Below are 26,334 nucleotides of genomic sequence, written 5' to 3'. Positions count from 1 at the left end.
CCCGCGTTGTCGTGACCAGGACGGAGAAGGCAGGATGACCGTATGACGCACGCGATGCTCAAGGGGTCGAACGTCCCTCTCGAGGCCACCACGGTACGTGCCGTGCTGCGCTGGTCGCCCGGGCAGGGGGTGCCGGACGTCGACGCCTCCGCACTGCTCCTCGGCCCCGACGGTCGTGTGCGCTCCGACGAGGACTTCGTGTTCTACAACCAGCCACGGCACCCTGCCGGGCAGGTGTGGCGGCTCGGCAAGAAGCGCGTCACCGAGGGCCTGACCGATACGATCCAGACGGATCTCGCCGGTGTCGAGTCCGGTGTCGGCCGGATTCTGCTCGTCGCATCGGCGGACGGCGTCGCTTTCGACCGCGTACGGGACCTGCGCATCCTGCTGTACGACGCGCAGGCCGCCGACGGGGAGGCGCTGGCGTATTTCGACATCAAGCCGGAGACCGGCCAGGAGACCGCGCTGATCTGCGGTGAGTTGTACCGGCGCGGGGAGGGCTGGAAGTTCCGGGCGCTCGGCGAGGGCTATTCGAACGGCCTGAAGGGCCTGGCGACCGACTTCGGCATCTCGGTGGACGAGTCGGAGGCCGCGCAGGAGCCCGACGCCTCCGACGTCACCCAGCTGCCGCCCCCGACGGCGCAGATCCAGGCCCCCGACCGGCCCTCTTCGGAGGCCCTGACGCAGCCGCAGGCCCCGCTCGTCCCGCCGGCGCCCGAGGTGTCCCGGCCGCTGCCGCCCGAGCAGCCGGCGGGGGTGCCCGCGCAGCCCGCGTACGGCTATCCGCCGCAGCAGCCCGCGGCCACGCAGCCGGCCTACGGCTACCCGCACCCGACCAGTCAGCCCGCCTACGGCTATCCGCCGGCGCCCGCCACGGCCGCCGCGGGAGCGCCGTCCGGGTACGGTTTCCCGCCGCCGGCCGCCGCCTCCCCCGACCCGGACTTCCGGCTTCCGCCGCAGGGGCCGCAGTTCATCGGGCGCTGACGGACCGGATTCCGCGCGGCCAGGGGCTTCTCAGCGATCGGCCTTCGTCTTGAAGCCCCTCCCCCACTGGAGTCCCCACCCGTACAGCCGGTCCAGCTCCGCCTGGAATCCGTACACGAACTTCACCTCGCGGCGGACGAGGATCTCGTTCTTGACGTTCTCGATCATCACCACCGCGCAGGAGCGGGCCTGGGGATGGCGTTCGTCGAGACCGATCTCGATCCGCGGGCCGCTGCTGGGGTAGAGCGTGACCATGGCGTGCGTGCGGTCGAACGCAGGCGTCTGGTCGTAGATGTAGGCGAAGACCAGCAGGCGTTTGATGTTCTCGCGGTGGTCCAGGTTGATGTACATGGTCTCGCCCGAGCCCGACCCGAACCGGTCGTCACCGCTGAGCTTGACGTACGGCGGGGCGTTGACGTCGCCGAGGAAACCGCCGAGGGGCTGGACCACGCCCTTGGTGCCGTCCTGGAGCTCGTACAGACAGCCGAGGTCGAGGTCGACGTTGACCATGGGCTGGCTGTGGCCGACCACCTCCGGCGGCTTGAGCGCCTTGAAGGGGTGGCGCAGCAGGCTCTCCCGCTGGAAGCCGCCGAAGTCGGAGGTCCGCATCCGCCAGCTCAGGTTGATCCGCAGATGACCGGTGGCCGCGCCCTGCTTGGTCAGGGACACCTGACCGTGCCGTTTGGTCAGCTCGATGGCGTTGCTGGCCGCGCTGCCCGAGTCGAAGGCGCTCTCACGTCCGCGCCACAGTCCGTCCAGGAAACCCATTCCCGCCCCAAGTCCAGTCGCCGAACCCCGCTCGGGCCGCCCAGGCTCCCGGACGGCCGACGGGGCGGCCCCGAGGAGTGGTCCTCGGAGCCGCCCCGTCGAGAGCGTTCCTCACCCGAAGGGCCGTCACACCCCGGAGGTGACCTCAGTCTTGTCGCCGGCGTTTCCCTCGGCCGCCGCCAGCCGCTTGTTGCGGCGTACGGAGGACCAGAAGGACCAGCCGATCAGGATGACGCCGATGGAGCCGGTGATGAGCTCGTGGATCTCGTACTGGATGGTGACGAGCAGGATCAGCGCCAGGGCGCCGATGGCGTAGTGGGCGCCGTGCTCCAGGTAGACGTACTCGTCCAGGGTGCCCTGGCGGACCAGGTAGACCGTCAGGGACCGGACGTACATGGCGCCGATGCCCAGGCCCAGGGCCATCAGGACGATGTCGTTGGTGATGGCGAAGGCGCCGATCACGCCGTCGAAGGAGAAGGACGCGTCCAGGACCTCCAGGTAGAGGAACATGAAGAACGCGGCCTTGCCGGCCATGGCCACCGCCGTGCGGGGCTTGCCGGAGCGCTCGGCCCGCTCCTCCTCCTCGTGCTCGCGTTCCTCCTCCTCTTCGAGCTTGTCCTCGAAGAAGCCGGAGAGCCCGCCCACGATCATGTAGGTGATCAGGCCCGCGATGCCGGACAGCAGCACCGTCTCGGCCTTGTCCACGTGCGCGCCGCCGTGCTGGTGGGCCTGGGTGGCGAAGGTCATGGCGGAGATCAGCAGGATGACCAGCGCGATGCAGACCGACAGCATGTCGATCTTGCCGAGCTTGGCCAGCGGGCGCTCCAGCCAGCCGAGCCACTTGATGTCCCGGTCCTCGAAGATGAAGTCCAGGAAGATCATCAGCAGGAACATGCCACCGAACGCGGCGATCGCCGGGTGGGCGTCGGTGACGAGCTCCTGGTAACGGTCCTTGTCGCTGAGCGCGAGGTCGACGGCCTCGATCGGGCCGAGCTGCGCGCTGACGGCGACGATCACGACGGGGAAGACCAGTCGCATGCCGAAGACGGCGATCAGAATGCCGATGGTGAGGAAGATCTTCTGCCAGAAGGCATTCATCTTCTTCAGGATGCCGGCGTTGACCACCGCGTTGTCGAAGGACAGCGAGATCTCGAGGATCGAGAGGATCGCCACGATGCCGAAGGCGGTCCACCCCCCGAAGAGGATCGCTGCGACCAGACCGAGCGCGGTGACCGCGAACGACCAGCCGAAGGTTTTCAGAACCACTGGCTACCCCAGGTGTGTTAACGGGTCTCCCCCGCTGCCGTAGTCGGCTTTACGAAACGTTGACTCCGAAGTCTAGAGCGATGCCCCGCAGCCCCGACGCGTACCCCTGTCCCACCGCACGGAACTTCCACTCACCCTGGTAACGGTAAAGCTCGCCGAAGATCATCGCGGTTTCGGTGGAGGCGTCCTCGCTCAGGTCGTAGCGGGCGAGTTCCTGGCCGTCCGCCTGGTTCACCACGCGGATGAAGGCATTGCTGACCTGGCCGAAGGTCTGGCCGCGCTCGTCGGCCATGTGGATGGAGACCGGAAAGACGATCTTGTCGCACTGGGCCGGCACCTTGGGGAGGTCGACCAGCAGGGACTCGTCGTCCCCGTCGCCCTCGCCGGTGAGGTTGTCACCGGTGTGCTCCACCGAGCCGTCCGGGCTCTTGAGCTGGTTGTAGAAGACGAACCACTCGTCCCCCATGACCCGGCCGCCGCTGCACATCAGCGCGCTGGCGTCGAGGTCGAAGTCGGCTCCGGTGGTGGAGCGCGCGTCCCAGCCGAGCCCGATCATGACCTGCGTGAGGTTGGGTGCGGCCTTGGACAGGGAGACGTTGCCCCCTTTGGCAAGCGTGACGCCCATGATGGTCCCTCCCCTGGTGATGTCTCTCAGGTGGTCCTGCGCGTCCGGCGCCGCACGTAAACCGTGCGGCGCCGGGCGGTGTGGCCGCGGAAGGCGGCCGGGCTCGGGCGTGACCGCCCTGTAGGGCCTCTCAGACGTTCACACCGAAGTCCTGCGCGATGCCGCGCAGGCCCGAGGCGTAGCCCTGGCCGATGGCGCGGAACTTCCACTCCGCGCCGTGCCGGTAGAGCTCACCGAAGACCATGGCGGTCTCGGTGGAGGCGTCCTCGCTCAGGTCGTAGCGGGCGATCTCGGCCCCGCCGGCCTGGTTGACGACGCGGATGAACGCGTTGCGCACCTGGCCGAAGGACTGCTGGCGGTTCTCGGCGTCGTAGATGGAGACCGGGAAGACGATCTTCTCGATGTCGGCGGGGACCCCGGCGAGGTTGATCTTGATCTGCTCGTCGTCGCCCTCGCCCTCACCGGTGAGGTTGTCGCCGGTGTGCTCGACCGAGCCGTCCGGGCTCTTCAGGTTGTTGAAGAAGATGAAGTGCGCGTCACTGGCGACCTTGCCGCTGTTGTTCAGGAGCAGCGCGCTGGCGTCGAGGTCGAAGTCGGTACCGGTCGTGGTGCGGATGTCCCACCCCAGACCGACGATGACCGCGGTCAGGCCCGGCGCCTCCTTGGTCAGCGATACGTTGCCGCCCTTGCTGAGGCTGACTCCCACGAGTCCTCCATTGGTGTCCTGGGGCGAGGCGCCCCGTAGTGCGTCGGATATCGGATCAACGAGTCGATCCTAGTGACGGGTTCCCGGCCGCCGCAGGCCCCGCGGCCGAAGAATCACAGGGTGTCGAGCGCTTTGACGTACTCGTTCAGGTCACGGGCGTCCGGCAGACCGTTGACGACGGTCCAGCGCACGACGCCCTCCTTGTCGATGATGAACGTCCCGCGCACGGCGCACCCCTTGTCCTCGTCGAAGACGCCGTACGCGCGCGAGACGTTGCCGTGCGGCCAGAAGTCGCTGAGCAGGGGGTACTCCAGATTCTCCTGCTCGGCGAAGACGCGCAGGGTGTGGATGGAGTCGTTGGAGACGGCGAGCACCTGGGTGTCTCGGTCGGAGAACTGCGGCAGCCGGTCGCGGACCTCGCACAGCTCACCGGTGCACACGCCGGTGAAGGCGAACGGGTAGAAGAGCACCACCACGTTCTTCCGCCCGTGGAAGTCGGACAGCCTCACGGTCGCCCCGTGGTTGTCCTTGAGCTCGAAGTCGGGGGCCTTGTCGCCGACCTGGATCGCCATCGTCGTGTTCATCCCTTCGGGGTGGTTCGCTCCGACCACCCTACGCAGGGAGTACGACAGGCCGACGGACGGGCCGACGCGTGACGCGACCGGCCCGTCCGGGGGTGGTTCACCGCTTGGACTTGGCCGCCTTCGGCGTCGCCAGCCGGCTGCCGCTCCAGTCCTTGCCCACGCTGACGCTCTTGGCCGCCGTGAGGCCCGCCGTGGTGGCGGCCTCCGAGATGTCGCTCGGCTCCACATAGCCCGAACGGCCCGTCTTCGGCGTGAGGAGCAGGATCGCGCCGCCCTCTTCGATGTACGTGGTGGCATCCACCAGCGCATCCGTCAGGTCGCCGTCGTCGTCGCGGAACCACAGCACAACGGCGTCAGCCACGTCGTCGTAGTCCTCGTCGACGAGGTCGCTCTCGATGACGCCCTCAATGGCCTCGCGGAGCTCCTGGTCGACGTCGTCGTCGTAGCCGATCTCCTGGACCACCTGCCCGGGCTGGAACCCCAGCCTGGCGGCAGGGTTCGTCCGCTCCTCCGCGTGGTCCGCGGTCGCGCTCACGGGTTGCCTCCTGATCATGTCTTGGGAATAACTCAGCCACGCGCGTGCGCGAAGCATTGGCCGTAGTCCACACGGGCGGGACGGATCGCGCAAGTACCCGGCCGTGCAGACCGCCGAAACGGTGACGATCCTGGCCGGGTCACCGCAACTCCAGGCACACCATCATGGCCCGAAGTGACGCACACCACACCTTTGTGCCCCGTTTGGCCCTTTGGGAACCGCCTACGTGTACGAAGACTCGAATGGACGAGCCCTGTGCACACCGTACTGGTCGCGAGTCCGGATTACCTCCCGGTAGAGATGACGCCGACGGCCCCGAGGTGGACCATGGGGAACGGCGCAATCCGGGCCGTACCGGTGAAACCGCGGCCCGCCTCACGGCCCTCTGACAGGTAAGGAACAGCGTGGCTTCCGCATCCGATCGCAACCCGATCATCATTGGCGGCCTTCCGAGTCAGGTTCCTGACTTCGATCCCGAGGAAACCCAGGAGTGGCTCGACTCCCTCGACGCCGCGATCGACGAGCGCGGCCGGGAGCGGGCCCGCTATCTGATGCTGCGGCTCATCGAGCGTGCCCGCGCCAAGCGCGTGGCCGTGCCCGAGATGCGCAGCACGGACTACGTCAACACGATCCCGACCCGGGCCGAGCCGTTCTTCCCGGGCAACGAGGAGATCGAGCGCAAGATCCTCAACGCCACCCGCTGGAACGCCGCGGTGATGGTCTCCCGCGCGCAGCGGCCGGGCATCGGGGTCGGCGGCCACATCGCCACCTTCGCGTCCTCCGCCTCGCTGTACGACGTGGGCTTCAACCACTTCTTCCGCGGCAAGGACGAGGGCGACGGCGGCGACCAGGTCTTCTTCCAGGGGCACGCCTCCCCCGGCATCTACGCCCGCGCGTACCTGCTGGACCGGCTGAGCGAGCGGCACCTGGACGGCTTCCGCCAGGAGAAGTCGAAGGCCCCGTACGCGCTGTCGTCGTATCCGCACCCGCGGCTGATGCCGGACTTCTGGGAGTTCCCGACCGTGTCGATGGGGCTCGGCCCGATCGGCGCGATCTACCAGGCGCGGATGAACCGCTACATGCACGCGCGCGGCATCGCGGACACCTCGCGCTCGCACGTGTGGGCGTTCCTCGGCGACGGCGAGATGGACGAGCCCGAGTCGCTGGGCCAGCTGACCCTCGCCGCGCGGGAGGGCCTGGACAACCTGACCTTCGTCGTCAACTGCAACCTGCAGCGGCTCGACGGCCCGGTGCGCGGCAACGGGAAGATCATCCAGGAGCTGGAGTCGGTCTTCCGGGGCGCCGGCTGGAACGTGATCAAGCTGATCTGGGACCGCACCTGGGACCCGCTGCTCGCGCAGGACCGGGACGGAACCCTGGTCAACAAGATGAACACCACGCCGGACGGGCAGTTCCAGACGTACGCCACCGAGTCGGGCGCGTACATCCGCGACCACTTCTTCGGCGACGACCACCGGCTGCGCGCGATGGTCGAGGGCATGACCGACGACCAGATCCTGCACCTGGGGCGCGGCGGTCACGACCACCGCAAGATCTACGCGGCGTACAAGGCGGCGGTCGAGCACAAGGGCCAGCCGACGGTGATCCTGGCGAAGACGGTCAAGGGCTGGACGCTGGGCCCGAACTTCGAGGGCCGCAACGCCACGCACCAGATGAAGAAGCTGACGGTCGACGACCTCAAGCACTTCCGGGACCGGCTGCACCTGCCGATCTCCGACAAGGACCTCGAGTCCGGTCTGCCGCCCTACTACCACCCGGGGCCGGACACGGAGGAGATGCAGTACATGCACGACCGCCGCAAGTCGCTCGGCGGGTACGTGCCGACGCGGGTGGTGCGGTCGAAGCCGCTGCGACTGCCCGAGGACAAGACGTACGCGACCGTGAAGAAGGGCTCGGGCCAGCAGTCCATCGCGACGACCATGGCCTTCGTCCGTCTCCTCAAGGACCTCATGCGGGACAAGGAGATCGGCAGGCGGTTCGTGCTGATCGCGCCGGACGAGTACCGTACGTTCGGCATGGACTCGTTCTTCCCGAGCGCGAAGATCTACAACCCGCTCGGCCAGCAGTACGAGTCGGTGGACCGGGAGCTGCTGCTCGCCTACAAGGAGGCGCCGAACGGACAGATGCTGCACGACGGCATCTCCGAGGCCGGCTGCACGGCCTCGCTGATCGCGGCGGGATCGGCGTACGCCACGCACGGCGAGCCGCTGATCCCGGTGTACGTCTTCTACTCGATGTTCGGCTTCCAGCGCACCGGCGACCAGTTCTGGCAGATGTCCGACCAGATGGCGCGCGGTTTCGTCCTGGGTGCGACCGCGGGGCGTACGACGCTGACCGGTGAGGGTCTTCAGCACGCGGACGGCCACTCGCAGCTGCTGGCGTCCACGAACCCGGCGTGCGTCGCGTACGACCCGGCGTTCGGGTTCGAGATCGCGCACATCGTGCAGGACGGGCTGCGCCGGATGTACGGCTCCGACGAGGAGCACCCGCACGGCGAGGACGTCTTCTACTACCTGACCGTCTACAACGAGCCGATCCAGCACCCCGCCGAGCCCGAGAACGTCGACGCCGAGGGCATCGTCAAGGGCCTCTACCGCTTCAGCGAGGGCACGGCGGGCTCGCTCCCGGCGCAGATCCTGGCGTCCGGGGTCGCGCTGCCCTGGGCGATCGAGGCGCAGCGGATCCTCGCCGAGGAGTGGAACGTCAAGGCGGACGTCTGGTCGGCGACCTCCTGGAACGAGCTGCGGCGCGAGGCGGTGGACTGCGAGCGGCACAACCTGCTGCACCCGGAGGAGGAGCAGCGCACCCCGTACGTGACGCGGAAGCTGGCGGCGGCGCAGGGGCCGGTGGTGGCGGTGTCCGACTGGATGCGGTCGGTGCCGGACCAGATCGCGCGCTGGGTGCCGGGGACGTACCAGTCGCTGGGCGCGGACGGGTTCGGGTTCGCGGACACGCGGGGGGCGGCGCGGCGGTTCTTCCACATCGACGCGCAGTCGATCGTGGTCGCGGTGCTGACGGAACTGGCCCGCGAGGGCCACGTCGACCGGTCGGTGCTGAAGCAGGCCATCGACCGGTACCAGCTGCTGGACGTCGCCGCGGCCGACCCGGGCGTGGCGGGCGGCGACGCGTGACGCCCGTGGCGTGACGACGGGGTGGTGGACCTGCGAGTCCACCACCCCGTCCCGTTTCCTTACGATACGGGCCATGAAGCAGCAGTCGGCCCAGGTCCGCTGGGAACACCGCACCCAGCGGCCGCTCCTCGGCCTGGCCGTGGCCTTCGCCGTCGCCTATGCCGTGCCGATCGTCCGGCCCGGCGCGAGCCAGGACGTGGTCGCCCTGTGCACGGCCGTGGAGTGGGCGGTGTGGGGGGCGTTCGCGGTCGACTACGCCGTCCGGCTGGCGCTCGCCGAACAGCGCCCGGTGTTCCTGCGGACGCACTGGCTGGACCTGTGCGCCGTGCTGCTTCCCCTGCTCCAGCCGCTGCGGCTGCTGCGGCTGGTGTCGACGCTGCTGCTGGTCGGGCAGCGTGCCCGGCTGGCCTCGCAGATCAAGCTGACGACGTATGTCGCCGGGGCGGTGGTCGGGCTGCTGATGTTCGGCTCGCTCGCGGTGCTCTCGGTGGAGCGGGACTCGCCGGACGGCAACATCCGGACGCTGGGCGACGCGGTGTGGTGGTCCTTCACGACGATGACGACCGTGGGGTACGGGGACCACGCGCCGACCACCGGACTGGGACGCGTGCTGGCCGTGGGCCTGATGCTGTCCGGGATCGCGCTGCTCGGTGTGGTGACCGCGAACATCGCCGCGTGGTTCATCGCCCGCTTCGAGAAGGACGACGTGGAGGAGCGGCGGCAGACGGAGGCCATCGAGACGCTCACCCGGGAGGTACAGGCGCTGCGCGCCGAGGTGGCGGCCCTGAGGGCGACGCCGGTCGGGGAACGACGGTGACACGGGTGGGCCCCCGGCTCCGCGCCGGAGGCCCGTCCCTCGTGCTCCGGGTCAGAACACGCCGTAACCCGAAGTGGTCGCTCCGGCCAGCCAGATGACGGCCAGGAGCGTGTCGATGGCGCCCAGGATCAGGGCGATCAGGGCCGGCACCGAGCGGGAACCCGCCCAGCTGCGGCCCATCGCGAGCCAGCCGCAGACGATCGCCACCGGACCGAGGACGATCCCCAGCACGAAGAAACCGGCGACCGCGCAGATGGCTCCGATGATCCCGAGGGTCGCGCGATCCGGCCCGGTCCGTGACCACGTCCGGCCACGTGAGCGGGGGTGCCTGCGCGTTCCGTGTCCGAAGCTCGCCATCATCGACTCCCTGTAAGGGTTGGTTGACATGGCGGGTACCCCCGCTGCGGCGGCGAATTCACGCCGTGACGGCGCCGGAAAGCCCGCTGCGGCGCGCCGCCTCCTCCAGCGGCGCGCCGCAGCGGGCGTCTTCCGGGCCGGGTTCGCCCCGAGGGGCGAACCCGGCCGTACGGTCCGTCAGATGTGGCCGACGCCCGCGCCCGCCTCCGCGTTCTCACCGCGCTTGGTGAGGAAGGCGACCAGCACCGCCACGGCGGCGACTCCGGCGGCGACCAGGGACGCCATGCTCATGCCGGAGATGAAGGTGTCGTGGGCGACGTCGGTGATCTTCGTGGCGATCTCCGGCGGGGTGCCCTCGGCCACCGGAGCCACACCGACCTGCACGGCCTCGGAAGCCTGTCCGGCCTGTTCCGGGGTGAGCGGCGGGAGCCCGGCCTTCGCCCAGTTGCCCTCGAGGTCGCTGTCGACCTTGGAGGCCATCACGGCGCCGAGCACGGCCGTACCGAGGCTGCCGCCGATCTGCATGGCGGCCTGCTGGAGGCCACCGGCGACACCGGAGAGCTCGAGCGGCGCGTTGCCCACGATGACCTCGGTGGCGCCGACCATGACGGGCGCGAGGCCGAGACCCAGCAGGGCGAACCAGAGCGACATCACAGCGCTGCCGGTGTCCGTCTCCAGCGTCGACATGCCGTACATGGCGAGCGCGGTGAACGCCATGCCGCAGGCGAGCGGGATGCGCGGGCCGACCTTGGTGATCATCACTCCGGCCAGCGGCGAGCCGACGATCATCATGCCGGTGAGCGGGAGCAGGTGCAGGCCGGCGTCGATCGGGCTCATGCCGTGCACGTTCTGCAGGTAGAAGGTGACGAAGAACAGGCCGCCCATGAAGGCGATGGCCATCAGGACCATCAGCACGACACCCGCGGACAGCGGGACGGAACGGAACAGGGCCAGCGGGATCAGCGGTTCCCTGACCTTGGTCTCCCAGAAGGCGAAGGCCCCGAAGCCGGCGAACGAGCCGATGATGAACGACCAGGTCTGGACGTCGCCCCAGCCCCACTCGGGGGCCTTGATCAGTGCCCAGACGAGGCAGAACATCGCGGCCGACAGCAGGGCTATGCCGAGCAGGTCGAAGGAGCGCGGGGCGTTCTCCGCGCGGTGGTCGAGCAGGATCCACGCGCCGAGCACGACGGCGAGGACGCCGACCGGCACGTTGATGAAGAACACCGACTGCCAGTTGACGTGCTCGACGAGGACACCGCCGAGGATCGGGCCGCCCGCGGTGGAGGCACCGATGACCATGCCCCAGATGCCGATGGCCATGTTGAGCTTCTCGGCCGGGAACGTGGCCCGCAGCAGACCGAGCGCGGCCGGCATCAGCAGCGCGCCGAACAGACCCTGGAACACACGGAAGGTGATGACCAGCGCGATGCTGTCGGACAGACCGATGGCCCCCGACGCGGCGGCGAAGCCGACGACACCGATGAGGAAGGTCTGGCGGTGCCCGAAGCGGTCACCGAGCTTGCCCGCGGTGATCAGGCAGACCGCGAGCGCGAGGAAGTAGGCGTTGGTGATCCACTGGAGCTCCGACAGCGAGGCGCCCAGGTCGTCGCCGATGGCCGGGTTCGCGATGGCCACGATGGTGCCGTCGAGGGCCACCATCATGACGCCCACGGCGACGGTGATGAGGGTGTACCAGGGGTGCCCGCGCAGCCCCTTGCCCGGGGCCCCGTCCGACGGGGCGGCCGGCGTGCCGTCCCCCGGCCCCGTCTTGTCGATGGTGGTCTGACTAGTCATACGTTCGAGGCTAATGTCAGCCGCTGACAGTTGACAAACCAATTCACCAGTCAGTCACTGACAGGACACTCGCGTATAGCCTGAACAGGAGAAACGGTTCGAGGAGGAGCGATGGAGACGGTCGTGACCGCCGTGGGTGCGCTGCCGCGGCCGGGTCTGAGAGAGCGCAAGAAGCAGCGCACACGGAACGCGCTGGTCCGGGCCGCACTGGAGCTGATCGCCACGCGCGGGTACGAGGGGACGACCGTCGACGACATCGCCGCGGCCGTCGACGTCTCGCAGCGCACCTTCTTCCGCTACTTCGCCAGCAAGGAGGAGGTGGCGTTCTTCGTCCCCCGGCTCGCGGAGGCGCACGTCGTCGAGGCCGTACGCGAACGCCCGCCGGGCGAGGCGCCGCTGGAGGTGCTGCGCCGGGCCGTGCTGGACAGCTGGGACGGCATCAACGAAGCCGTGGAGCACCTCGTCCCGCTGGAACTGCACATGCGTGTCTACCGGGTCATCGAGTCGACGCCCGCCCTGCTCGCCGCCCATCTGCGCCGCGCGACGGAGCTGGAGGAGGAGCTGGCCCGCATCGTCGCCGAGCGCGAGGGGCTCGACGTGGACGCCGACCCCCGGCCGAGGATCCTGGTGGCCGCGTTCGGCGGGGTGATCCGCGTGGCGGAGCGGCTCTGGTCCGCCGGGGACGATCTCGGCGCGGCGGCCATGCGGGACCTGATGACGACCTGCCTGGACCATGTGGGACCGGCGCTCGCGGGGAACTGGCGTACGGATTAATCCCTGAATCGGCACAACGAAACGTGATCCCGGTCACTTGGTTCACGCGAGACACGCCCGTTCTCCTAGTGTGTCCTCCCAGTGACTTCCTTCGACACCTCCCCGCAACTGAACGTCTGGCGCGCGCTGCTCGCGCTCGCCGTCGTTTTCGTGATGCTGGCGACCACGGGCTGGACGGCACTGCGCCATCAGCGCCACCCCGCTCCGCTCCAGGCATCGCTCAACGCCTGGGAGCACGGCCGGATGGCCGGCCACCGGCTGCCGGACCCGCAGTCGGCGCCCGCGCGGCTGGCCCGGTTCTTCGCCTCGCTCACCGAGGGGCAGCGTGCGAGTCTCGCCCGTCGCTATCCGCTCGCGGTCGGCAACATGAACGGCGCACCGGTCCAGCTGCGTTACCGCGCCAACCGCATCGCGCTGGGGCAGGCCCGCAAGGTCGAACTCGGACGCGTGCACGACACACGCCTCACGGCCTCGGGCCAGCGGCAGGCGGCGCGCCGGCTGGACCGCTTCGAGGCGCTGATGCGCCCCGGCCGGCACATCCTCGCCTTCGACCCGGCGGGCCCCGGCCGGGTCGCCGAGGTCTTCGGCGACCTGCGCAGGGCCGAGCGGGTCTCGGTCGTCGTCCCCGGCGTCGACACCGACCTGCTCACCTTCCAGCGCACCCGGCGCACCCACTCGGCCCCCGTCGGCATGGCGAGGTCCCTGTACGCGGCGGAGCGCGACGCCGCTCCCTCGACCCGGACCGCCGTGATCGCCTGGGCCGACTACACCGCCCCCAGCGGACTCGGTATGGACGCGGCCACGGCGATGCGCGCCGAGGACGGCGCGCTGCGGCTGGACGCGCTGGTGCGCGGACTGCCCGGGATCGCTCCGGTCTCGCTGTTCTGCCACAGCTACGGCTCCGTGGTGTGCGGCATCGCCGCGCACCGGCTGCCGGAGCGGGTGGCCGACATCGCGGTGGCCGGCAGCCCCGGCATGCGGGTCGAGAAGGCGTCCCAGCTGCGCACCACCGCCCGGGTGTGGGCCATGCGGGACGCCGACGACTGGATCCAGGACGTGCCGTACCTGGAACTCGGCGGTCTGGGGCACGGGGCCGACCCGGTGGCGGCGGGATTCGGTGCGCGGGTGCTGTCGGCGCGGGAGGCGAAGGGACACGCCGGGTACTTCGAACCGGGCACGGACAGCCTGCGGAACTTCGCCGAGATCGGTGTTGGCGCATACCTCGCGGTGTCCTGTGCGGGCGAGGACGACGTCTGCCGGGCGGGTTTGTCCGGTACGACCACTACCGGACGCGCGTAGAGGCGGAGATACTGCGGTATGCGTGGGGAGGGGACGGAGAAGCTCGTGCCGCATACGATGAGCCGCATGGGTGATGTACTGGCCGGATTTCATGCCACCTGGGAGTTCGAGTCCGACTCCGTGCTCATCCGTTACGAACGGGGGATCCGAACACCCAAGCTGTTCCAGGCGCTCGGGGAGAGGCGTGTTCCGCTGGAGGCGATCGAGGGGGTGACCCTCGTCCCCGGGAAGCGCGGGACCGTGGTCCTGCGGATCGAGCTCCGGCCCGGAGCCGATCCGCTGCTGGAGGCCGCCTCCGGGCAGTTGAAGGAGAGCAGCGACCCCTACCGGCTGGCGCTGCCCGCCGAACGCGAGACGCTCGCCGAGTACTACGCCGACGAACTGCGCGCACAACTCACCGAGTCCGGACCCGCCGAACGCCATCTGGTGGCCGCCCCCGAGGTTCCGTTGCAGTTCAAGGCGTACGACGGCAAGGCGGCCTTCGACGGCACGGCGGTGTCGTTCCGGTGGTTCTGGACGGGGGCGTCGTCGGCGAAGTGGAAGGCCGGCGACCAGCGGTTCGCGGTGGGTGAGCTGAGCGGGGTGGAGTGGCGGTCGCCGGAGGTGTTCGAGGGGCATCTGCGGTTGCTGCGGCGGGACGCGGGGGCGTCGTCCGGTCAGCCCGATCAGGATCCGGCGGCCGTGGTGTTCGGGCTGGGGTACGGGCCCGTGCACGAGTCGTTGCCGTTCGCGGCGGCCGTGCTGGCGGCGGTGCGCAACTGTGCGCCGGTGCCGGCGATATCCACGGCGCGTGCGCGCCGGGACCCCGCGGACATCGCCGAGCGGATCCGGCATCTCGGGGAGCTGCACCAGGCGGGGCTGGTGACGGACGAGGAGTTCTCCTCGAAGAAGGCGGAACTGCTCGCGGAGTTGTGAGGCGCCCGGGGTGCGGGTTCGCCGGGGGTGGGTCGCGCGGCCCGGCGCTTGCGGGGTGCCTCCCCCAGAGGGGGTGCCCCCAGCGCCCACCCTCCCCCACTCTCGGCTTCGCTCGAGCGGGAGGTGCCCCCAGCGCCCTGGGGGTACCTCCCAGGCCCTTAAGGCACGGGGGGAGGCACGCCTGCCCGCGGCTATTCTCGTCCCGCGGACGTGAACGTCATGTCCGCGTAGCGGGTGCCCGCCACCTTGGCCGCGATGGGGTCCAGCAGGGCCAGTTCCTCATCGGTCAGGGTGATGTGCGTCGCCGCCGTGTTCTCCTCCACCCGGGTCGGCTTGCGGGTGCCCGGGATGGGGACGACCGGGAGATCGTGGACCTCCGACCGCTGGTGGACCCAGGCCAGGGCGATCTGGCCGGGGGTGACGCCGTGGGCCTCGGCCACGGAGCGAACCGGTTCCAGGAGGGCCGCGTTGGCCGCCGCGTTGTCGCCCGTGAAGCGGGGCTGCCGGCGGCGGAAGTCGTCGGCCGTGAGGTCCTGGTCGGCGTCGACGAAGGAACCCGTGAGGAAGCCTCGCCCCAGCGGGGAGTACGGGACGAGGGTCACGCCCAGTTCGCGCGCGGCCGGTACGACCCTCGCCTCGATGTCCCGGCTGAACAGCGACCACTCCGACTGCACGGCGGCGATCGGGTGCACCCCGTGCGCGGCGCGCAGTTCGTCGGCCGTGACCTCGCTCAGGCCCAGCTGCTTGACCTTGCCCTCGCGCACCAGCTCGGCCATGACGCCGACGGTCTCCTCGATCGGCACGTTCACATCGCGCCGGTGCATGTAGTAGAGGTCGATCACGTCGACGTCCAGGCGCTTCAGGCTCGCCTCGACGGCCTCGCGGATGTACGGCGCGTCGTTGCGGATGATCCGCCGGGTCGGGTCCTCCGGCGGGATCGACAGGGCGAACTTGGTGGCGATGACCACCTCGTCCCGGTGCGCCTTGAAGAAGGGGGCGAGGAACCGCTCGTTGTCGCCCGCGCCGTACGCGTCCGCCGTGTCGTAGAGCGTGACCCCGAGTTCCAGGGCCCGCTCCAGGGTCGCCCGGGAGGCGTCCGCGTCCGTGGGGCCGTAGGCGAAGCTCATGCCCATGCAGCCGAGGCCCTGCACGCCCACCTCGGGGCCGCCCTCGCCCAGTGCGGCCGTTCCGATCCTGCCGACGTCGGTCATCATGCCCTCTCCGACGCCAGGGCCCGCCCGGCGTCCGCGTAGAACCCGATCTTCCGGTCGAGCACGGCGAGCGTGCCCTGGAGTTCGGCGATCCGGGACAGTACGTCCTCGCGAGTCTGCTGGAGCAGCTCGAAACGCTCGGTGTACGTGTGATCGCCCGCGCGGACCAGTTCCGCGTACCGCACCATGTCCGCGACCGGCATCCCGGTCAGGCGGAGCTTGCCGACGAGGGCGAGCCAGTCGAGGTCGCGGTTGCTGTAGCGGCGCTGGCCGGTGTGGGACCGGTCGATGTGCGGCATCAGCCCGATGCGCTCGTACCAGCGCAGGGTGTGCGCCGTCAGCCCGGTGAGGGCGACGACCTCGCTGATCGTGTACTTGTCCGCGCCGTCCGGCCGTCGATTCCCCTGCGGGGGCCCGGCGCAGGTGTCGGCGCTGGCCTCCGTGGTCTCCGTCTCCGTCACCGTCATGACCCCCACGCTAGAACGCTGGAGTGCACTCCAAGCAAGCGGTGAAGGCAAGAAACGGGCGGGACTCGGAGGCGGGTGACTGATTAGCGTGCGGTCATGACCTCTGTACGCCGTGCGACACCGAAGGACGCGGAGGAAGTGCTGCGTCTGCGCCAGGTGATGATCGACTCGATGCCCCTGTCCGACCCGTCCACGGCCTGGCACGCCGAGTCGCTGCCCGTGCTGCGCGACAGGCTGTCCGAGCCGGACGGCACCTTCGTGGCGTTCGTCGTGGACCACCCGGAGCGGCCGGGCGCGCTGGCGGCACTGGTGGCCGGCTCGCTGGAGTACCGCATCGGCGGCGCGCGCGATCCGCACGGCACCGACGGTTACGTCTTCAGTGTCGCCACCGACCCGGACACCCGCCGCCGCGGCTACGCACGCGCGTGCATGGAGGCACTGCTGGAGTGGTTCCGCGAGCACGGCGCCCGGCGGGTCCGCCTCACCGCGTCCCCGCAGGCCGAGCCGCTGTACGTCGCGCTGGGCTTCAGGCCCAAGCCGGACCCGTTGCTGGAGCTGACTTTCTGAGCGCTTAGGCTCGACGGCATGTCGCTGAAGAGCCTCGCGCTGATCGAGAACTGGCCGGTCCCCACCGCCGCGGCGGGTGTCGTACGGGCGGACGGCACGGTGCTCGGCACCCACGGGCCGGTCACCCACCGCTTCCCGCTCGCCTCGGTCACCAAGCCGCTCGCCGCGTACGCGGTGCTCGTGGCGTACGAGGAGGGCGCGATCGAGCTGGACGAGCCGGCGGGCCCGGAGGGCTCGACGGTCCGGCACCTGCTCGCGCACACCTCGGGGCTCGCCTTCGACGAGCACCGGGTGACGTCGGCGCCGGGCGAGCGGCGGCTGTACTCCAACGCCGGGTTCGAGCAGCTCGGCGACCATGTCGCGAAGGCGACGGAGATCCCGTTCGCGGAGTACCTGCGGCAGGCGGTGCTGGAGCCGTTGGGGATGACGCGGACGTCCCTCGACGGCTCCCCCGCCAAGGACGCCGTCTCCACGGTGGACGACCTGCTGCGGTTCGCGGCCGAGGTGCAGGCCCCGCGCCTCCTCGACCCCCGTACGGTCGCCGCGGCGATGACGGTCCAGTACCCCGGCACCAAGGGCGTCCTGCCGGGCTACGGCCACCAGAACCCCAACGACTGGGGCCTCGGCTTCGAGATCCGGAACTCCAAGTCGCCGCACTGGACGGGCGCGTCGTCCTCCTCGCGCACCTTCGGCCACTTCGGCCAGTCGGGCACGTTCCTGTGGATCGACCCCGACGCGGGCGCGGCCTGCGTGGCCCTCGCCGACCGCGCCTTCGGCCCCTGGGCGATCGAGGCGTGGCCGCCGTTCACCGACGCGGTGCTGGCGGAGCTGCGCGGCTGAACACCGCGCGCCGGCCGGTGGCCCCCACGGCCACCGGCCGGCCCCGGCTTCCTGTGCCGGTCACCCGCCCGTCGGCGGCTGGTCCTTCGCGGGAAGGGCCCACAGGACCCAGTACGGGTCATCCCAGTCGCAGTAGAAGTTCACCCAACCCTGGGCGAGGAGCTCCTGCCCGTCCGCCACGCACGTGAGTTTGTCCCTCCACCCACCGACCTCCTGGTAGCCCCAGGGGTTGGTTCCGGCGGCGGACGCCGAGCCCGCGACCAGCGGAACGGCGAGCACCGCGGTGCCCACCGCGACGGCGACACGAGAACGCCACGACTTCATGCATCTCTCCCAACGAACGGAACCTGAGCGGGCCTTGTCCTGCCTTGCCGTGCCGACCGCCGGCCCCTGTGCGGTCCGCGGGGGGTAAGACGTAGATCCACGACGGGGCGTTCGAAACGCACGCGAAAAATTCGGTGAACGTGCGTCGGCACCGGAACGCGGATCGACGCGGGCGCGGCCGGGCCGGCTGGCAGGGCTCACGGAAGCGTGCCGTCCCTGCCCGTATGCCGTCACGATGGCGCACGGGCGGGAGCCCCGGCGACCTCCCTGCCGCATCCTCGATCCGACCGGTCGAGCATCCGCACCGGATGACCGCAGGGCAACCCCTTGGTCACGCACCGGAACGCCGACCCACGAGGCCACCGAGGGGACCGTGCTCCGGGCCGCCGGCGGCGGCTGCCCTCATGCCCCGGCCAGGCACTCGAACCACACCGTCTTGCCCCGCCCGCCGGGGCGGACGGCGACACCCCACCGGTCGGTGACAGCGTCCACGATCACCAGCCCGCGCCCGCTCTCGCCGAGCCCTCCGCCGACGGCCGGCGCGGGCAGCTTGGGGCAGTCGTCCGCGACCTCCACCCGCACTCCGCCGGGCTGGAGCAGGAAGCAGATACGACAGCGGCGATCGGGCACGTGCCGTACGACGTTGGCGACCAGCTCGGTGAGCGCCAGCTCGGCGGCGTCGGTCACGTCGGCCAGCCCCGAGCCGGCGAGGTACAGCCGCAGGATGCGGCGCAGATGCCGGGCCGAGTGCTCCCCCATGGCGAACTCGGCGTGGTACTCGCTGGGAATGTCCGCCGCCTGCGGACCGGTTAGGTGATTCACACCACGATATTGCGACGCTGCGCATGCGCTCGACTACGGAAAGAAACGAACGCTGCCAGGCGTTGAAGTGAGGTGCCGCCGTGGTCAACATCCAGTCGCTCGACCCCACCGCTTCCCCGCTCGACTACTACGGCTGGGAACTGCGCCGCCAGCGTGAGGCGCACGGCCTCAAGCAGGGCCAGCTCGGCGAGATCATCTTCTGCACGGGTTCGCTGATCGGCCAGATCGAGACCACGAAGAAGGTTCCCACCCGCGACTTCTCCGAACGCGTGGACGCCGCCCTCGGCACGGACGGCCTGTTCTCCCGCCTGATCGGCCTGGTACTGCGCAGCCAACTCCCGAACTGGTTTCAGCCGTACGCGGAGATGGAGGCGAAGGCCACATACATCTCCACGTTTCAAGCCCAGTTGGTGTACGGGTTGCTACAGACGGAGGAGTACGCGCGAGCTGTCCTCAGCGTGGAGCGCCACAGTAAGCCTGACGAGATGGTGGCAGCCCGGATGGAGCGGCAGCGCATCCTCCGTCGCGACCAACCGCCTGCTCTCTGGGCCATTCTGAGCGAGGCCGCGCTACTGCTTGAGATCGGCGGGCGCGACATCATGCGTCGGCAACTCGCTCATCTGTTGAGCTTCCAGGAGAACCCTTGGGTGAACGTTCAGGTCCTCCCGTTTGTCACCGGCCAACACACCGGCATGATGGGAACGTTCACCCTGCTGAGGTTCGATGACGATCCCGACCTGTTCTACATGGACGGCTACGACCAAGGGCACATGACGGCCAGTCCACACGTGATCAAGGAGCGCTCGGTCGGTTACGCTCGGCTGCAAGCCTCAGCCCTCTCCCCCGAGGACTCGGCGGCACTGATCGCCCGCGTGATGGAGGAACGCTATGGAGACCGGCTCCGACCTGAGGAACGCACGGTGGCGTAAGTCCAGCTACAGCGGAAGCAACGGCGGCGAATGTGTCGAGGTCGCCCCCATCCACCCCGCCGGAACCGTCCCCGTCCGCGACAGCAAGAACCCGTCCGGCCCGGTCGTCACCGTCGGCGCCGACGCCTGGCAGGCGTTCGTCGACGGCCTGCGGTAATCCACAGACCTGCACGACTGTCAGTGGCACCCCCTGCTCTCGACTGCGTGGCCGCTCGTGCGGCGGAGGTCGTCAGGTAGGGGGACACACGTTGGGAACGCCATCGACGTCTGCGGCTCGGGTACGCACACCCGAGCCCACGATCGCCCCCATCACCTCACTCGCTTCGCGGGTCCTGTCGGGCGACATCGTTTTACCCAAGTTCCAGCGGGCGTTCGTCTGGACCCCGCAGCAGATCCTGTACCTCCTCGACTCGGTGCGCCGGAACCACCCCATCGGCAGCCTTCTCATGTGGCGTACGACGGCCAAGCTGGCCAGCGGCCATGAGATCGCAGGCCTGGACACCGTGCCCCAGCACGAGGGAGCCCCGGTGCACTACGTCCTGGACGGGCAGCAGCGGCTGGCCAGCCTGGTCGGCGCGCTGCACGGTTCCGGGGCGATATGGGAGATCGCGTACGACTTGGACGCGTCCTGGTCTCGGTCGGCTCGGCTCCGTACTCCGTCACCCTCTTCTGCCGCTTCCGTGACCCCGGCGAGATCGACGTCACCGGTCTTCCGGCCAGAACGGTCTCCGTGCGTCCGCCGCTGGCGACCTTCACCCTCCTGGCCCTGAACCGGGCCGAACGCAACGCCTCCTGCTCCGAAGTCCACCAGGCGCTCCGTGCCTTCGCCCCGCCCGGCGTCTACCAGCCGCATCCCAAGGTCCTCAAGCGGAGCTCCCTGCAGACCTCCACCCGTTGAGGTCCCGGCGACCCACCGGACGGACCCCGCCTAAACGGCCCGCATCTCCCACAGCAGCAGCTCCGCCGTCGGACTCACGGCGACCGCCTCCACGTCCTTGGCGTCCGTGATGCGGGCCGCGTCGCCCGCGCCCAGCGGTTCACCGTCCAGTTCCACCTCGCCGCGCACCACATGGACGTACGCGTACGCGGCGTCCGGCACGGCGGTCCGCTCCCCCGCCGTCAGGCGGCGTACGTGGAGCATCGCGCCCGCCTCCGGGAGGGCGTACGGGGTGGAGTCCGCTATGCCGGGGACGACCTCGTAGGACGGGTCGCCGCCGGGCTCCAGCGGGGCCAGCCACATCTGGAGGAAGGTGAGAGGGCGGTCACCGGCGTTGCGTTCCACGTGGCGGACGCCCGACGCGGCGCTCAGACGCTGTACGTCGCCGGGGCGGATCACCGTCTCCCGGCCCGTGGAGTCCTGGTGGGTCAGCTCGCCCTCCACCACCCAGGTCACGATCTCGGTGTGGCTGTGCGGATGCTCGCCGAATCCCGCGCCGGGGGCCAGCCGCTCCTCGTTGCAGGCGATCACCGCGCCGAAGCGAAGGTTGTCCGGGTCGTAGTGGGGGCCGAAGGAGAAGGCGTGGCGGGTCTCGATCCCGGCCGCCGGATCGCCGCCCTGGTAGCGCTCGTGCGCGCGCCGTACGTCCATCACGCCGTCCACCGTAGACCCGGCGACACGCGCGGCCGTACCGATAAGGCAGTCTTGTCCCCGTGCCCGAACCCGAAACCAGCGCCAACGAAACCGCAGCGCGCCCCGCCCATCCGCACGCCGCGACGTTGAGGCGGCTGCAGAAGTCGTCCGGCAGCCTCGCCGCGCAGGCGATCGCGCGGATGGACGAGACGCTGTCCTGGTACCGGGCCATGCCTCCGGAGAACCGTTCCTGGATCGGCCTGGTCGCCCAGGCGGGCATCGCCGCCTTCACCGAGTGGTTCCGGCACCCCGACGCCCCGCAGGCCATCTCCACCGATGTCTTCGGTACCGCGCCGCGCGAGCTGACCCGGGCGATCACGCTGCGGCAGACCGTGGAGATGGTGCGCACCACCATCGAGGTCATGGAGTCCGCCATCGACGAGGTGGCGGCGCCCGGCGACGAGAACATGCTGCGTGAGGCACTGCTGGTGTACGCGCGGGAGATCGCCTTCGCCACGGCCCAGGTGTACGCCCAGGCCGCGGAGGCACGGGGTGCCTGGGACGCCCGCCTGGAGTCGCTGGTGGTGAACGCGGTGCTCAGCGGTGAGGCCGACGAGGGGGCCGTGTCGCGGGCCGCCGCCCTGGGATGGAACTCACCCGATCATGTGTGCGTGGTGCTGGGCACCGCGCCCGACGGGGACTCCGAACTGACCGTGGAGGCCATCCGACGGGCCGCCCGGCACGCCAAGCTCCAGGTGCTGACCGGGGTGCTCGGCGACCGGCTGGTGGTGATCGCGGGCGGCAGCGACAACCCGCTCGGGGTCGCCAAGTCGCTGATCGGGCCGTACGCGGCGGGACCGGTCGTCGCCGGCCCGGTGGTGCCCGATCTGCTGGCCGCGACCCGGTCCGCGCAGGCCGCCGCGGCGGGGCTGAAGGCGTGCTCCGCCTGGCAGGACGCCCCGCGCCCGGTGCTGGCGGACGATCTGCTGCCGGAGCGCGCGATCGCCGGAGACCCCTCCGCGCGTGAGCAGTTGGTGGAGGAGATCTACAGACCGCTGGAGGAGGCCGGGGCCGCGCTGCTGGAGACGCTCAGTGTCTATCTCGAGCAGGCGAGCAGTCTCGAAGGCGCGGCGCGGATGCTGTTCGTTCACCCCAACACCGTGCGTTACCGGCTCCGACGTGTGACTGACGTCACCGGATGGTCACCCTCCGATGTACGCTCTGCGTTCACGCTGCGGATCGCGCTGATCCTGGGGCGTCTGGCTGATGGCGCTCTTCATCCCTGACCTTTTGTCGGGGCCCCACAAAAGCGCCTGCTGTTCTTCGTCCTTGTCCCCACGGGCGGCTGCGGCCGTCCCCAAGAGAGAGTGTGAGAGTGCTCGTACTCGTCGCTCCCGGCCAGGGTGCCCAGACTCCCGGCTTTCTGACTGAATGGCTCGACCTCCCCGGTGCCGGGGACCGCGTCGCCGCGTGGTCCGACGCCATCGGACTCGACCTCGTCCACTACGGCACGAAGGCCGACGCGGACGAGATCCGCGACACGGCCGTCGCCCAGCCGCTGCTGGTCGCGGCCGGGCTGCTGTCCGCCTCCGCGCTCGGGGACGTGGCACCCGGTGCCGTCGCCGGTCACAGCGTCGGTGAGATCACCGCCGCCGCCTTCGCGGGCGTCCTCGACGACACCGCCGCGCTCTCGCTGGTCCGCAAGCGGGGTCTGGCCATGGCCGACGCCGCCGCGATCACCGAGACCGGCATGGCGGCGCTGCTCGGCGGCGACCCCGAGGTGACCGTGGCGCACCTGGAGAAGCTGGGCCTGACCCCGGCGAACATCAACGGTGCGGGCCAGGTCGTCGCGGCCGGCACCAAGGAGCAGCTCGCCGCGCTGGAGGCGGACAAGCCCGAGGGCGTGCGCAAGGTCGTCGCGCTCAAGGTGGCCGGTGCCTTCCACACCCACCACATGGGCCCCGCGGTCGACACGCTGGCGAAGGCCGCCGAGGCTCTGACGCCGGGCGATCCGCGGGTCACCTACGTGTCGAACAAGGACGGCGAGACGGTCGCGACCGGTGCCGAGGTGCTGGAGCGCCTGGTCGGCCAGGTCGCCAACCCGGTCCGCTGGGACCTGTGCATGGAGACGTTCAAGGAGCTCGGCGTCACCGCCCTCCTCGAGGTCTGCCCCGGCGGCACGCTGACCGGCCTCGCCAAGCGTGCGCTGCCCGGCGTCAAGACGCTGGCCCTGAAGACCCCCGCCGACCTCGACGCGGCCCGCGAGCTCGTCGCCGAGCACGCCTGACGCCCTGAAGGAGCCGACCCGCATGGCGAAGATCAAGCCCAGCAAGGGCGCCCCGTACGCGCGCATCCTCGGCGTGGGCGGCTACCGGCCCACCCGGGTCGTGCCGAACGAGGTGATCCTGGAGACGATCGACTCGTCCGACGAGTGGATCCGCTCGCGCTCCGGCATCGAGACCCGGCACTGGGCGTCCGACGAGGAGACCGTCGCCGCGATGTCGATCGAGGCGTCGGGCAAGGCGATCGCGGACGCCGGGATCGACGCCTCGCAGATCGGCGCCGTCGTCGTCTCGACCGTCTCGCACTTCAGCCAGACCCCGGCCGTCGCGACCGAGATCGCCGACAAGCTGGGCACGGACAAGGCCGCCGCCTTCGACATCTCCGCGGGCTGCGCGGGCTTCGGCTACGGGCTGACCCTCGCCAAGGGCATGGTGGTGGAAGGTTCCGCCGAATACGTCCTCGTCATCGGCGTGGAGCGGCTGAGCGACCTGACCGACCTGGAGGACCGGGCCACGGCCTTCCTGTTCGGTGACGGCGCGGGCGCGGTGGTCGTCGGCCCCTCCCGGGAGCCCGCGATCGGCCCGACCGTGTGGGGCTCGGAGGGCGACAAGTCCGAGACCATCAAGCAGACCGTGCCGTGGACGGACTACCGCGACGGGACCGTCGAGAAGTTCCCCGCGATCACGCAGGAAGGCCAGGCGGTGTTCCGCTGGGCCGTGTTCGAGATGGCGAAGGTCGCCCAGCAGGCGCTGGACGCGGCCGGGATCACCGCGGACGAACTGGACGTCTTCATCCCGCACCAGGCCAATGTGCGGATCATCGACTCGATGGTGAAGACCTTGAAACTGCCGGAGCACGTCACGGTCGCCCGTGACATCCGCACCACCGGCAACACCTCGGCCGCCTCGATCCCGCTCGCGATGGAGCGGCTCCTGGCGACCGGCGAGGCGAAGAGCGGCGACACCGCGCTCGTCATCGGCTTCGGGGCGGGTCTCGTCTACGCCGCTACGGTCGTTACCCTCCCCTAGGCACTCCGTGCCGGATCATGTGTCCGGTACGCGAGGAAGTACCGCCACACCCTCTGGAATCACAAAGAAGGAGCGCCACCATGGCCGCCACGGAGAAAGAGATCGTCGACGGTCTCGCGGAGATCGTGAACGAGATCGCCGGCATTCCGGTCGAGGACGTCGAGCTGGACAAGTCCTTCACCGACGACCTGGACGTCGACTCGCTGTCCATGGTCGAGGTCGTCGTCGCCGCCGAAGAGCGCTTCGACGTCAAGATCCCGGACGACGACGTCAAGAACCTCAAGACCGTCGGTGACGCGACCAAGTACATCCTCGAGCACCAGGCCTGAGCCCTGCCGGGCCTTCCGTCCGTACGGGAGGCCCGGGGGCCGGGACCCCGGCCCCGCCACCCGGCGGTGGCGCCGTACGCATCCTCGTAACACGTTGGAGAAAGAATTCCGATGAGCCCGACCAATCGCACCGTGGTCGTCACCGGTATCGGCGCAACCACACCGCTGGGTGGCGACGCAGCCTCGACCTGGGAGGGCCTGGTCGCCGGACGTTCCGGCGTCAAGCCCCTCACGGAGGAGTGGGCCGCCGAGCAGGCGGTCCGTATCGCGGCCCGGGTGGCCGTGGAGCCCACCGAGGTCATCCCCCGGCCGCAGGCCCGCCGTCTGGACCGCTCGGCGCAGTTCGCGCTGGTCGCGGCGAAGGAGGCATGGGCCGACGCCGGTTTCGAAGCCAAGGCTGGTGAGGACCCGAACGTCGACCCGGACCGGCTCGGCGCGGTCATCGCCTCCGGCATCGGCGGTGTGACGACCCTGCTGGACCAGTACGACGTGCTGAAGGAGAAGGGCGTACGCCGCGTCTCCCCGCACACCGTCCCCATGCTGATGCCGAACGGCCCGTCCGCGAACGTGGGTCTCGCGGTGGGCGCCCGCGCCGGTGTGCACACCCCGGTCTCCGCGTGCGCGTCGGGTGCCGAGGCCATCGGTTACGCCATCGAGATGATCCGCACCGGCCGTGCCGACGTCGTCGTCGCGGGCGGCACGGAGGCGGCGATCCACCCGCTGCCGATCGCCGCGTTCGGCAACATGATGGCGATGTCCAAGAACAACGACGACCCCGAGGGCGCCTCGCGTCCCTACGACCTCGCCCGGGACGGCTTCGTCATGGGTGAGGGCGCGGGTGTGATCGTCCTGGAGTCCGCCGAGCACGCCGCCGCGCGCGGCGCCCGCGTGTACGCGGAGGCGGTCGGTCAGGGTATCTCGGCCGACGCGCACGACATCGTGCAGCCGGAGCCGGAGGGGCGGGGCATCTCGCAGGCCCTGCAGAACCTGCTGGAGCGGACGGATCTCGATCCGGCGGAGATCGTGCACGTCAACGCGCACGCGACGTCCACGCCGGCCGGTGACATCGCGGAGCTGAAGGCGCTGCGGAAGGTGTTCGGGGACGACGCGGACCACTTCGCGGTCTCCGCGACGAAGTCGATGACGGGTCATCTGCTGGGCGGGGCGGGTGGGGTGGAGTCGGTGGCCACCGTGCTCGCGCTGTACCACCGGGTGGCTCCGCCGACCATCAACGTCGAGAACCTCGACCCCGAGGCCGAGGCGGCTGCGGACGTCGTCCGTGGTGAGGCGCGGAAGCTGCCCGTGGACGGGCGGATCGCCGCGTTGAACGACTCGTTCGGGTTCGGTGGGCACAACGTGGTGCTGGCGTTCCGGTCCGTGTGACG

Annotated in this window: 29 protein-coding genes and 1 pseudogene; 17 read left to right on the top strand and 13 right to left on the bottom strand. The window is 70.1% G+C overall.

Features of this window, described 5'->3' with window-relative positions; genetic code table 11:
* Positions 1-42: 42 nt before the first annotated feature.
* Entirely contained in the window at positions 43-984 is a 942-nt protein-coding gene (locus KUM38_RS10125; RefSeq protein ID WP_217128968.1) for a TerD family protein, read from the top strand.
* A 30-nt stretch (positions 985-1,014) separates the two neighbouring features.
* Here the strand turns inward: KUM38_RS10125 and KUM38_RS10120 are convergent, their stop codons facing one another.
* The 6 genes from KUM38_RS10120 to KUM38_RS10095 form a co-directional block, all read right to left on the bottom strand.
* On the bottom strand, positions 1,015-1,752 hold the full coding sequence (locus tag KUM38_RS10120; RefSeq protein WP_217128967.1) for a Tellurium resistance: 738 nt from the start codon (positions 1,750-1,752) through the stop codon (positions 1,015-1,017).
* A 126-nt stretch (positions 1,753-1,878) separates the two neighbouring features.
* Positions 1,879-3,018, bottom strand: coding sequence for a DUF475 domain-containing protein (locus tag KUM38_RS10115; protein WP_217128966.1), 1,140 nt, complete (start codon positions 3,016-3,018; stop codon positions 1,879-1,881).
* A gap of 49 nt (positions 3,019-3,067) precedes the next feature.
* The gene (locus KUM38_RS10110; RefSeq protein ID WP_073935772.1) at positions 3,068-3,643 is read right to left on the bottom strand and encodes a TerD family protein; all 576 of its coding nucleotides are present in this window, start codon (positions 3,641-3,643) and stop codon (positions 3,068-3,070) included.
* Between the two features lie 130 nt (positions 3,644-3,773).
* The gene (locus KUM38_RS10105; RefSeq protein WP_217128965.1) at positions 3,774-4,349 is read right to left on the bottom strand and encodes a calcium homeostasis/redox stress adaptation protein; all 576 of its coding nucleotides are present in this window, start codon (positions 4,347-4,349) and stop codon (positions 3,774-3,776) included.
* A 113-nt stretch (positions 4,350-4,462) separates the two neighbouring features.
* Positions 4,463-4,921, bottom strand: coding sequence for a peroxiredoxin (locus KUM38_RS10100; protein WP_217129002.1), 459 nt, complete (start codon positions 4,919-4,921; stop codon positions 4,463-4,465).
* Positions 4,922-5,030: 109 nt separating this feature from the next.
* Positions 5,031-5,468 carry a DUF3052 domain-containing protein gene (locus tag KUM38_RS10095; protein WP_030218400.1) on the bottom strand — a complete coding sequence of 146 codons (438 nt, stop codon included), beginning with the start codon at positions 5,466-5,468 and terminating at the stop codon, positions 5,031-5,033.
* 404 nt (positions 5,469-5,872) lie between these two features.
* On the opposite strand from KUM38_RS10095, the gene aceE reads away from it, so the two are divergent.
* The gene (aceE, locus tag KUM38_RS10090) at positions 5,873-8,620 is read left to right on the top strand and encodes a pyruvate dehydrogenase (acetyl-transferring), homodimeric type (RefSeq protein ID WP_217128964.1); all 2,748 of its coding nucleotides are present in this window, start codon (positions 5,873-5,875) and stop codon (positions 8,618-8,620) included.
* Between the two features lie 73 nt (positions 8,621-8,693).
* Positions 8,694-9,437 (top strand): potassium channel family protein, encoded by a 744-nt coding sequence (locus KUM38_RS10085; RefSeq protein WP_217128963.1) that lies wholly within the window; start codon positions 8,694-8,696, stop codon positions 9,435-9,437.
* A gap of 51 nt (positions 9,438-9,488) precedes the next feature.
* Here KUM38_RS10085 and KUM38_RS10080 read toward each other — a convergent pair whose 3' ends face one another.
* Both KUM38_RS10080 and KUM38_RS10075 read right to left on the bottom strand, forming a co-directional pair.
* On the bottom strand, positions 9,489-9,797 hold the full coding sequence (locus KUM38_RS10080; protein WP_217129001.1) for a small hydrophobic protein: 309 nt from the start codon (positions 9,795-9,797) through the stop codon (positions 9,489-9,491).
* A 174-nt stretch (positions 9,798-9,971) separates the two neighbouring features.
* A complete protein-coding gene (locus tag KUM38_RS10075) occupies positions 9,972-11,591 on the bottom strand; it encodes an MFS transporter (protein WP_217128962.1) in 1,620 nt (539 codons plus the stop codon).
* 111 nt (positions 11,592-11,702) lie between these two features.
* Here KUM38_RS10075 and KUM38_RS10070 point away from each other — a divergent pair, with 111 nt between their 5' ends.
* From KUM38_RS10070 to KUM38_RS10060, 3 genes are all read left to right on the top strand, one after another.
* Complete coding sequence (locus KUM38_RS10070; protein WP_217128961.1) at positions 11,703-12,365, top strand: TetR family transcriptional regulator; 663 nt, start codon at positions 11,703-11,705, stop codon at positions 12,363-12,365.
* An 81-nt stretch (positions 12,366-12,446) separates the two neighbouring features.
* Positions 12,447-13,664: an alpha/beta hydrolase gene (locus KUM38_RS10065; RefSeq protein ID WP_217128960.1), complete on the top strand. Its 1,218-nt coding sequence runs from the start codon at positions 12,447-12,449 to the stop codon at positions 13,662-13,664.
* A gap of 66 nt (positions 13,665-13,730) precedes the next feature.
* Positions 13,731-14,579, top strand: a complete 849-nt coding sequence (locus KUM38_RS10060; RefSeq protein ID WP_217128959.1) for a DUF4429 domain-containing protein — start codon at positions 13,731-13,733, stop codon at positions 14,577-14,579.
* 191 nt (positions 14,580-14,770) lie between these two features.
* On the opposite strand, the gene KUM38_RS10055 is transcribed toward KUM38_RS10060, so the two are convergent.
* Positions 14,771-15,790: an aldo/keto reductase gene (locus KUM38_RS10055; RefSeq protein WP_217129000.1), complete on the bottom strand. Its 1,020-nt coding sequence runs from the start codon at positions 15,788-15,790 to the stop codon at positions 14,771-14,773.
* Positions 15,790-16,257 (bottom strand): MerR family transcriptional regulator, encoded by a 468-nt coding sequence (locus KUM38_RS10050; RefSeq protein WP_217128958.1) that lies wholly within the window; start codon positions 16,255-16,257, stop codon positions 15,790-15,792. Before KUM38_RS10050 ends, KUM38_RS10055 begins: the two co-directional genes overlap by 1 nt.
* Positions 16,258-16,353: 96 nt before the next feature.
* Here KUM38_RS10050 and KUM38_RS10045 point away from each other — a divergent pair, with 96 nt between their 5' ends.
* The gene (locus KUM38_RS10045; protein WP_217128957.1) at positions 16,354-16,824 is read left to right on the top strand and encodes a GNAT family N-acetyltransferase; all 471 of its coding nucleotides are present in this window, start codon (positions 16,354-16,356) and stop codon (positions 16,822-16,824) included.
* Positions 16,825-16,842: 18 nt separating this feature from the next.
* Positions 16,843-17,664, top strand: a complete 822-nt coding sequence (locus KUM38_RS10040) for a serine hydrolase (protein ID WP_217128956.1) — start codon at positions 16,843-16,845, stop codon at positions 17,662-17,664.
* Between the two features lie 60 nt (positions 17,665-17,724).
* On the opposite strand, the gene KUM38_RS10035 is transcribed toward KUM38_RS10040, so the two are convergent.
* Positions 17,725-17,988, bottom strand: a complete 264-nt coding sequence (locus KUM38_RS10035) for a hypothetical protein (RefSeq protein ID WP_217128955.1) — start codon at positions 17,986-17,988, stop codon at positions 17,725-17,727.
* Between the two features lie 402 nt (positions 17,989-18,390).
* Entirely contained in the window at positions 18,391-18,747 is a 357-nt protein-coding gene (locus KUM38_RS10030; RefSeq protein WP_217128999.1) for an ATP-binding protein, read from the bottom strand.
* 143 nt (positions 18,748-18,890) lie between these two features.
* On the opposite strand from KUM38_RS10030, the gene KUM38_RS10025 reads away from it, so the two are divergent.
* The 4 genes and pseudogenes from KUM38_RS10025 to KUM38_RS41700 all read left to right on the top strand — a co-directional run bounded on the left by KUM38_RS10025 (position 18,891) and on the right by KUM38_RS41700 (position 20,637).
* The gene (locus KUM38_RS10025; RefSeq protein WP_217128954.1) at positions 18,891-19,739 is read left to right on the top strand and encodes a helix-turn-helix transcriptional regulator; all 849 of its coding nucleotides are present in this window, start codon (positions 18,891-18,893) and stop codon (positions 19,737-19,739) included.
* Entirely contained in the window at positions 19,699-19,896 is a 198-nt protein-coding gene (locus KUM38_RS10020) for a DUF397 domain-containing protein (protein ID WP_217128953.1), read from the top strand. Before KUM38_RS10025 ends, KUM38_RS10020 begins: the two co-directional genes overlap by 41 nt.
* A gap of 91 nt (positions 19,897-19,987) precedes the next feature.
* Positions 19,988-20,293, top strand: a pseudogene (locus tag KUM38_RS43550) (DUF262 domain-containing protein); the annotation flags it as partial.
* A 44-nt stretch (positions 20,294-20,337) separates the two neighbouring features.
* Positions 20,338-20,637, top strand: coding sequence for a hypothetical protein (locus KUM38_RS41700; protein ID WP_254396956.1), 300 nt, complete (start codon positions 20,338-20,340; stop codon positions 20,635-20,637).
* A gap of 30 nt (positions 20,638-20,667) precedes the next feature.
* Here the strand turns inward: KUM38_RS41700 and KUM38_RS10005 are convergent, their stop codons facing one another.
* On the bottom strand, positions 20,668-21,327 hold the full coding sequence (locus tag KUM38_RS10005) for a pirin family protein (RefSeq protein WP_217128998.1): 660 nt from the start codon (positions 21,325-21,327) through the stop codon (positions 20,668-20,670).
* A 62-nt stretch (positions 21,328-21,389) separates the two neighbouring features.
* On the opposite strand from KUM38_RS10005, the gene KUM38_RS10000 reads away from it, so the two are divergent.
* The 5 genes from KUM38_RS10000 (at position 21,390) to fabF (ending at position 26,332) form a co-directional block, all read left to right on the top strand.
* Positions 21,390-22,595: a CdaR family transcriptional regulator gene (locus KUM38_RS10000; RefSeq protein WP_217128950.1), complete on the top strand. Its 1,206-nt coding sequence runs from the start codon at positions 21,390-21,392 to the stop codon at positions 22,593-22,595.
* 89 nt (positions 22,596-22,684) lie between these two features.
* A complete protein-coding gene (locus tag KUM38_RS09995; protein WP_217128949.1) occupies positions 22,685-23,596 on the top strand; it encodes an ACP S-malonyltransferase in 912 nt (303 codons plus the stop codon).
* Positions 23,597-23,618: 22 nt separating this feature from the next.
* On the top strand, positions 23,619-24,620 hold the full coding sequence (locus KUM38_RS09990) for a ketoacyl-ACP synthase III (RefSeq protein ID WP_217128948.1): 1,002 nt from the start codon (positions 23,619-23,621) through the stop codon (positions 24,618-24,620).
* An 80-nt stretch (positions 24,621-24,700) separates the two neighbouring features.
* Positions 24,701-24,949 carry an acyl carrier protein gene (locus tag KUM38_RS09985; protein ID WP_085571157.1) on the top strand — a complete coding sequence of 83 codons (249 nt, stop codon included), beginning with the start codon at positions 24,701-24,703 and terminating at the stop codon, positions 24,947-24,949.
* 111 nt (positions 24,950-25,060) lie between these two features.
* The gene (gene fabF, locus KUM38_RS09980; RefSeq protein ID WP_217128947.1) at positions 25,061-26,332 is read left to right on the top strand and encodes a beta-ketoacyl-ACP synthase II; all 1,272 of its coding nucleotides are present in this window, start codon (positions 25,061-25,063) and stop codon (positions 26,330-26,332) included.
* Positions 26,333-26,334: the final 2 nt, after the last annotated feature.

The organism is Streptomyces sp. AC558_RSS880 (genome assembly GCF_019049255.1).
GTDB lineage: Bacteria > Actinomycetota > Actinomycetes > Streptomycetales > Streptomycetaceae > Streptomyces.
This window is presented reverse-complemented; position numbering and strand designations above follow the sequence as displayed.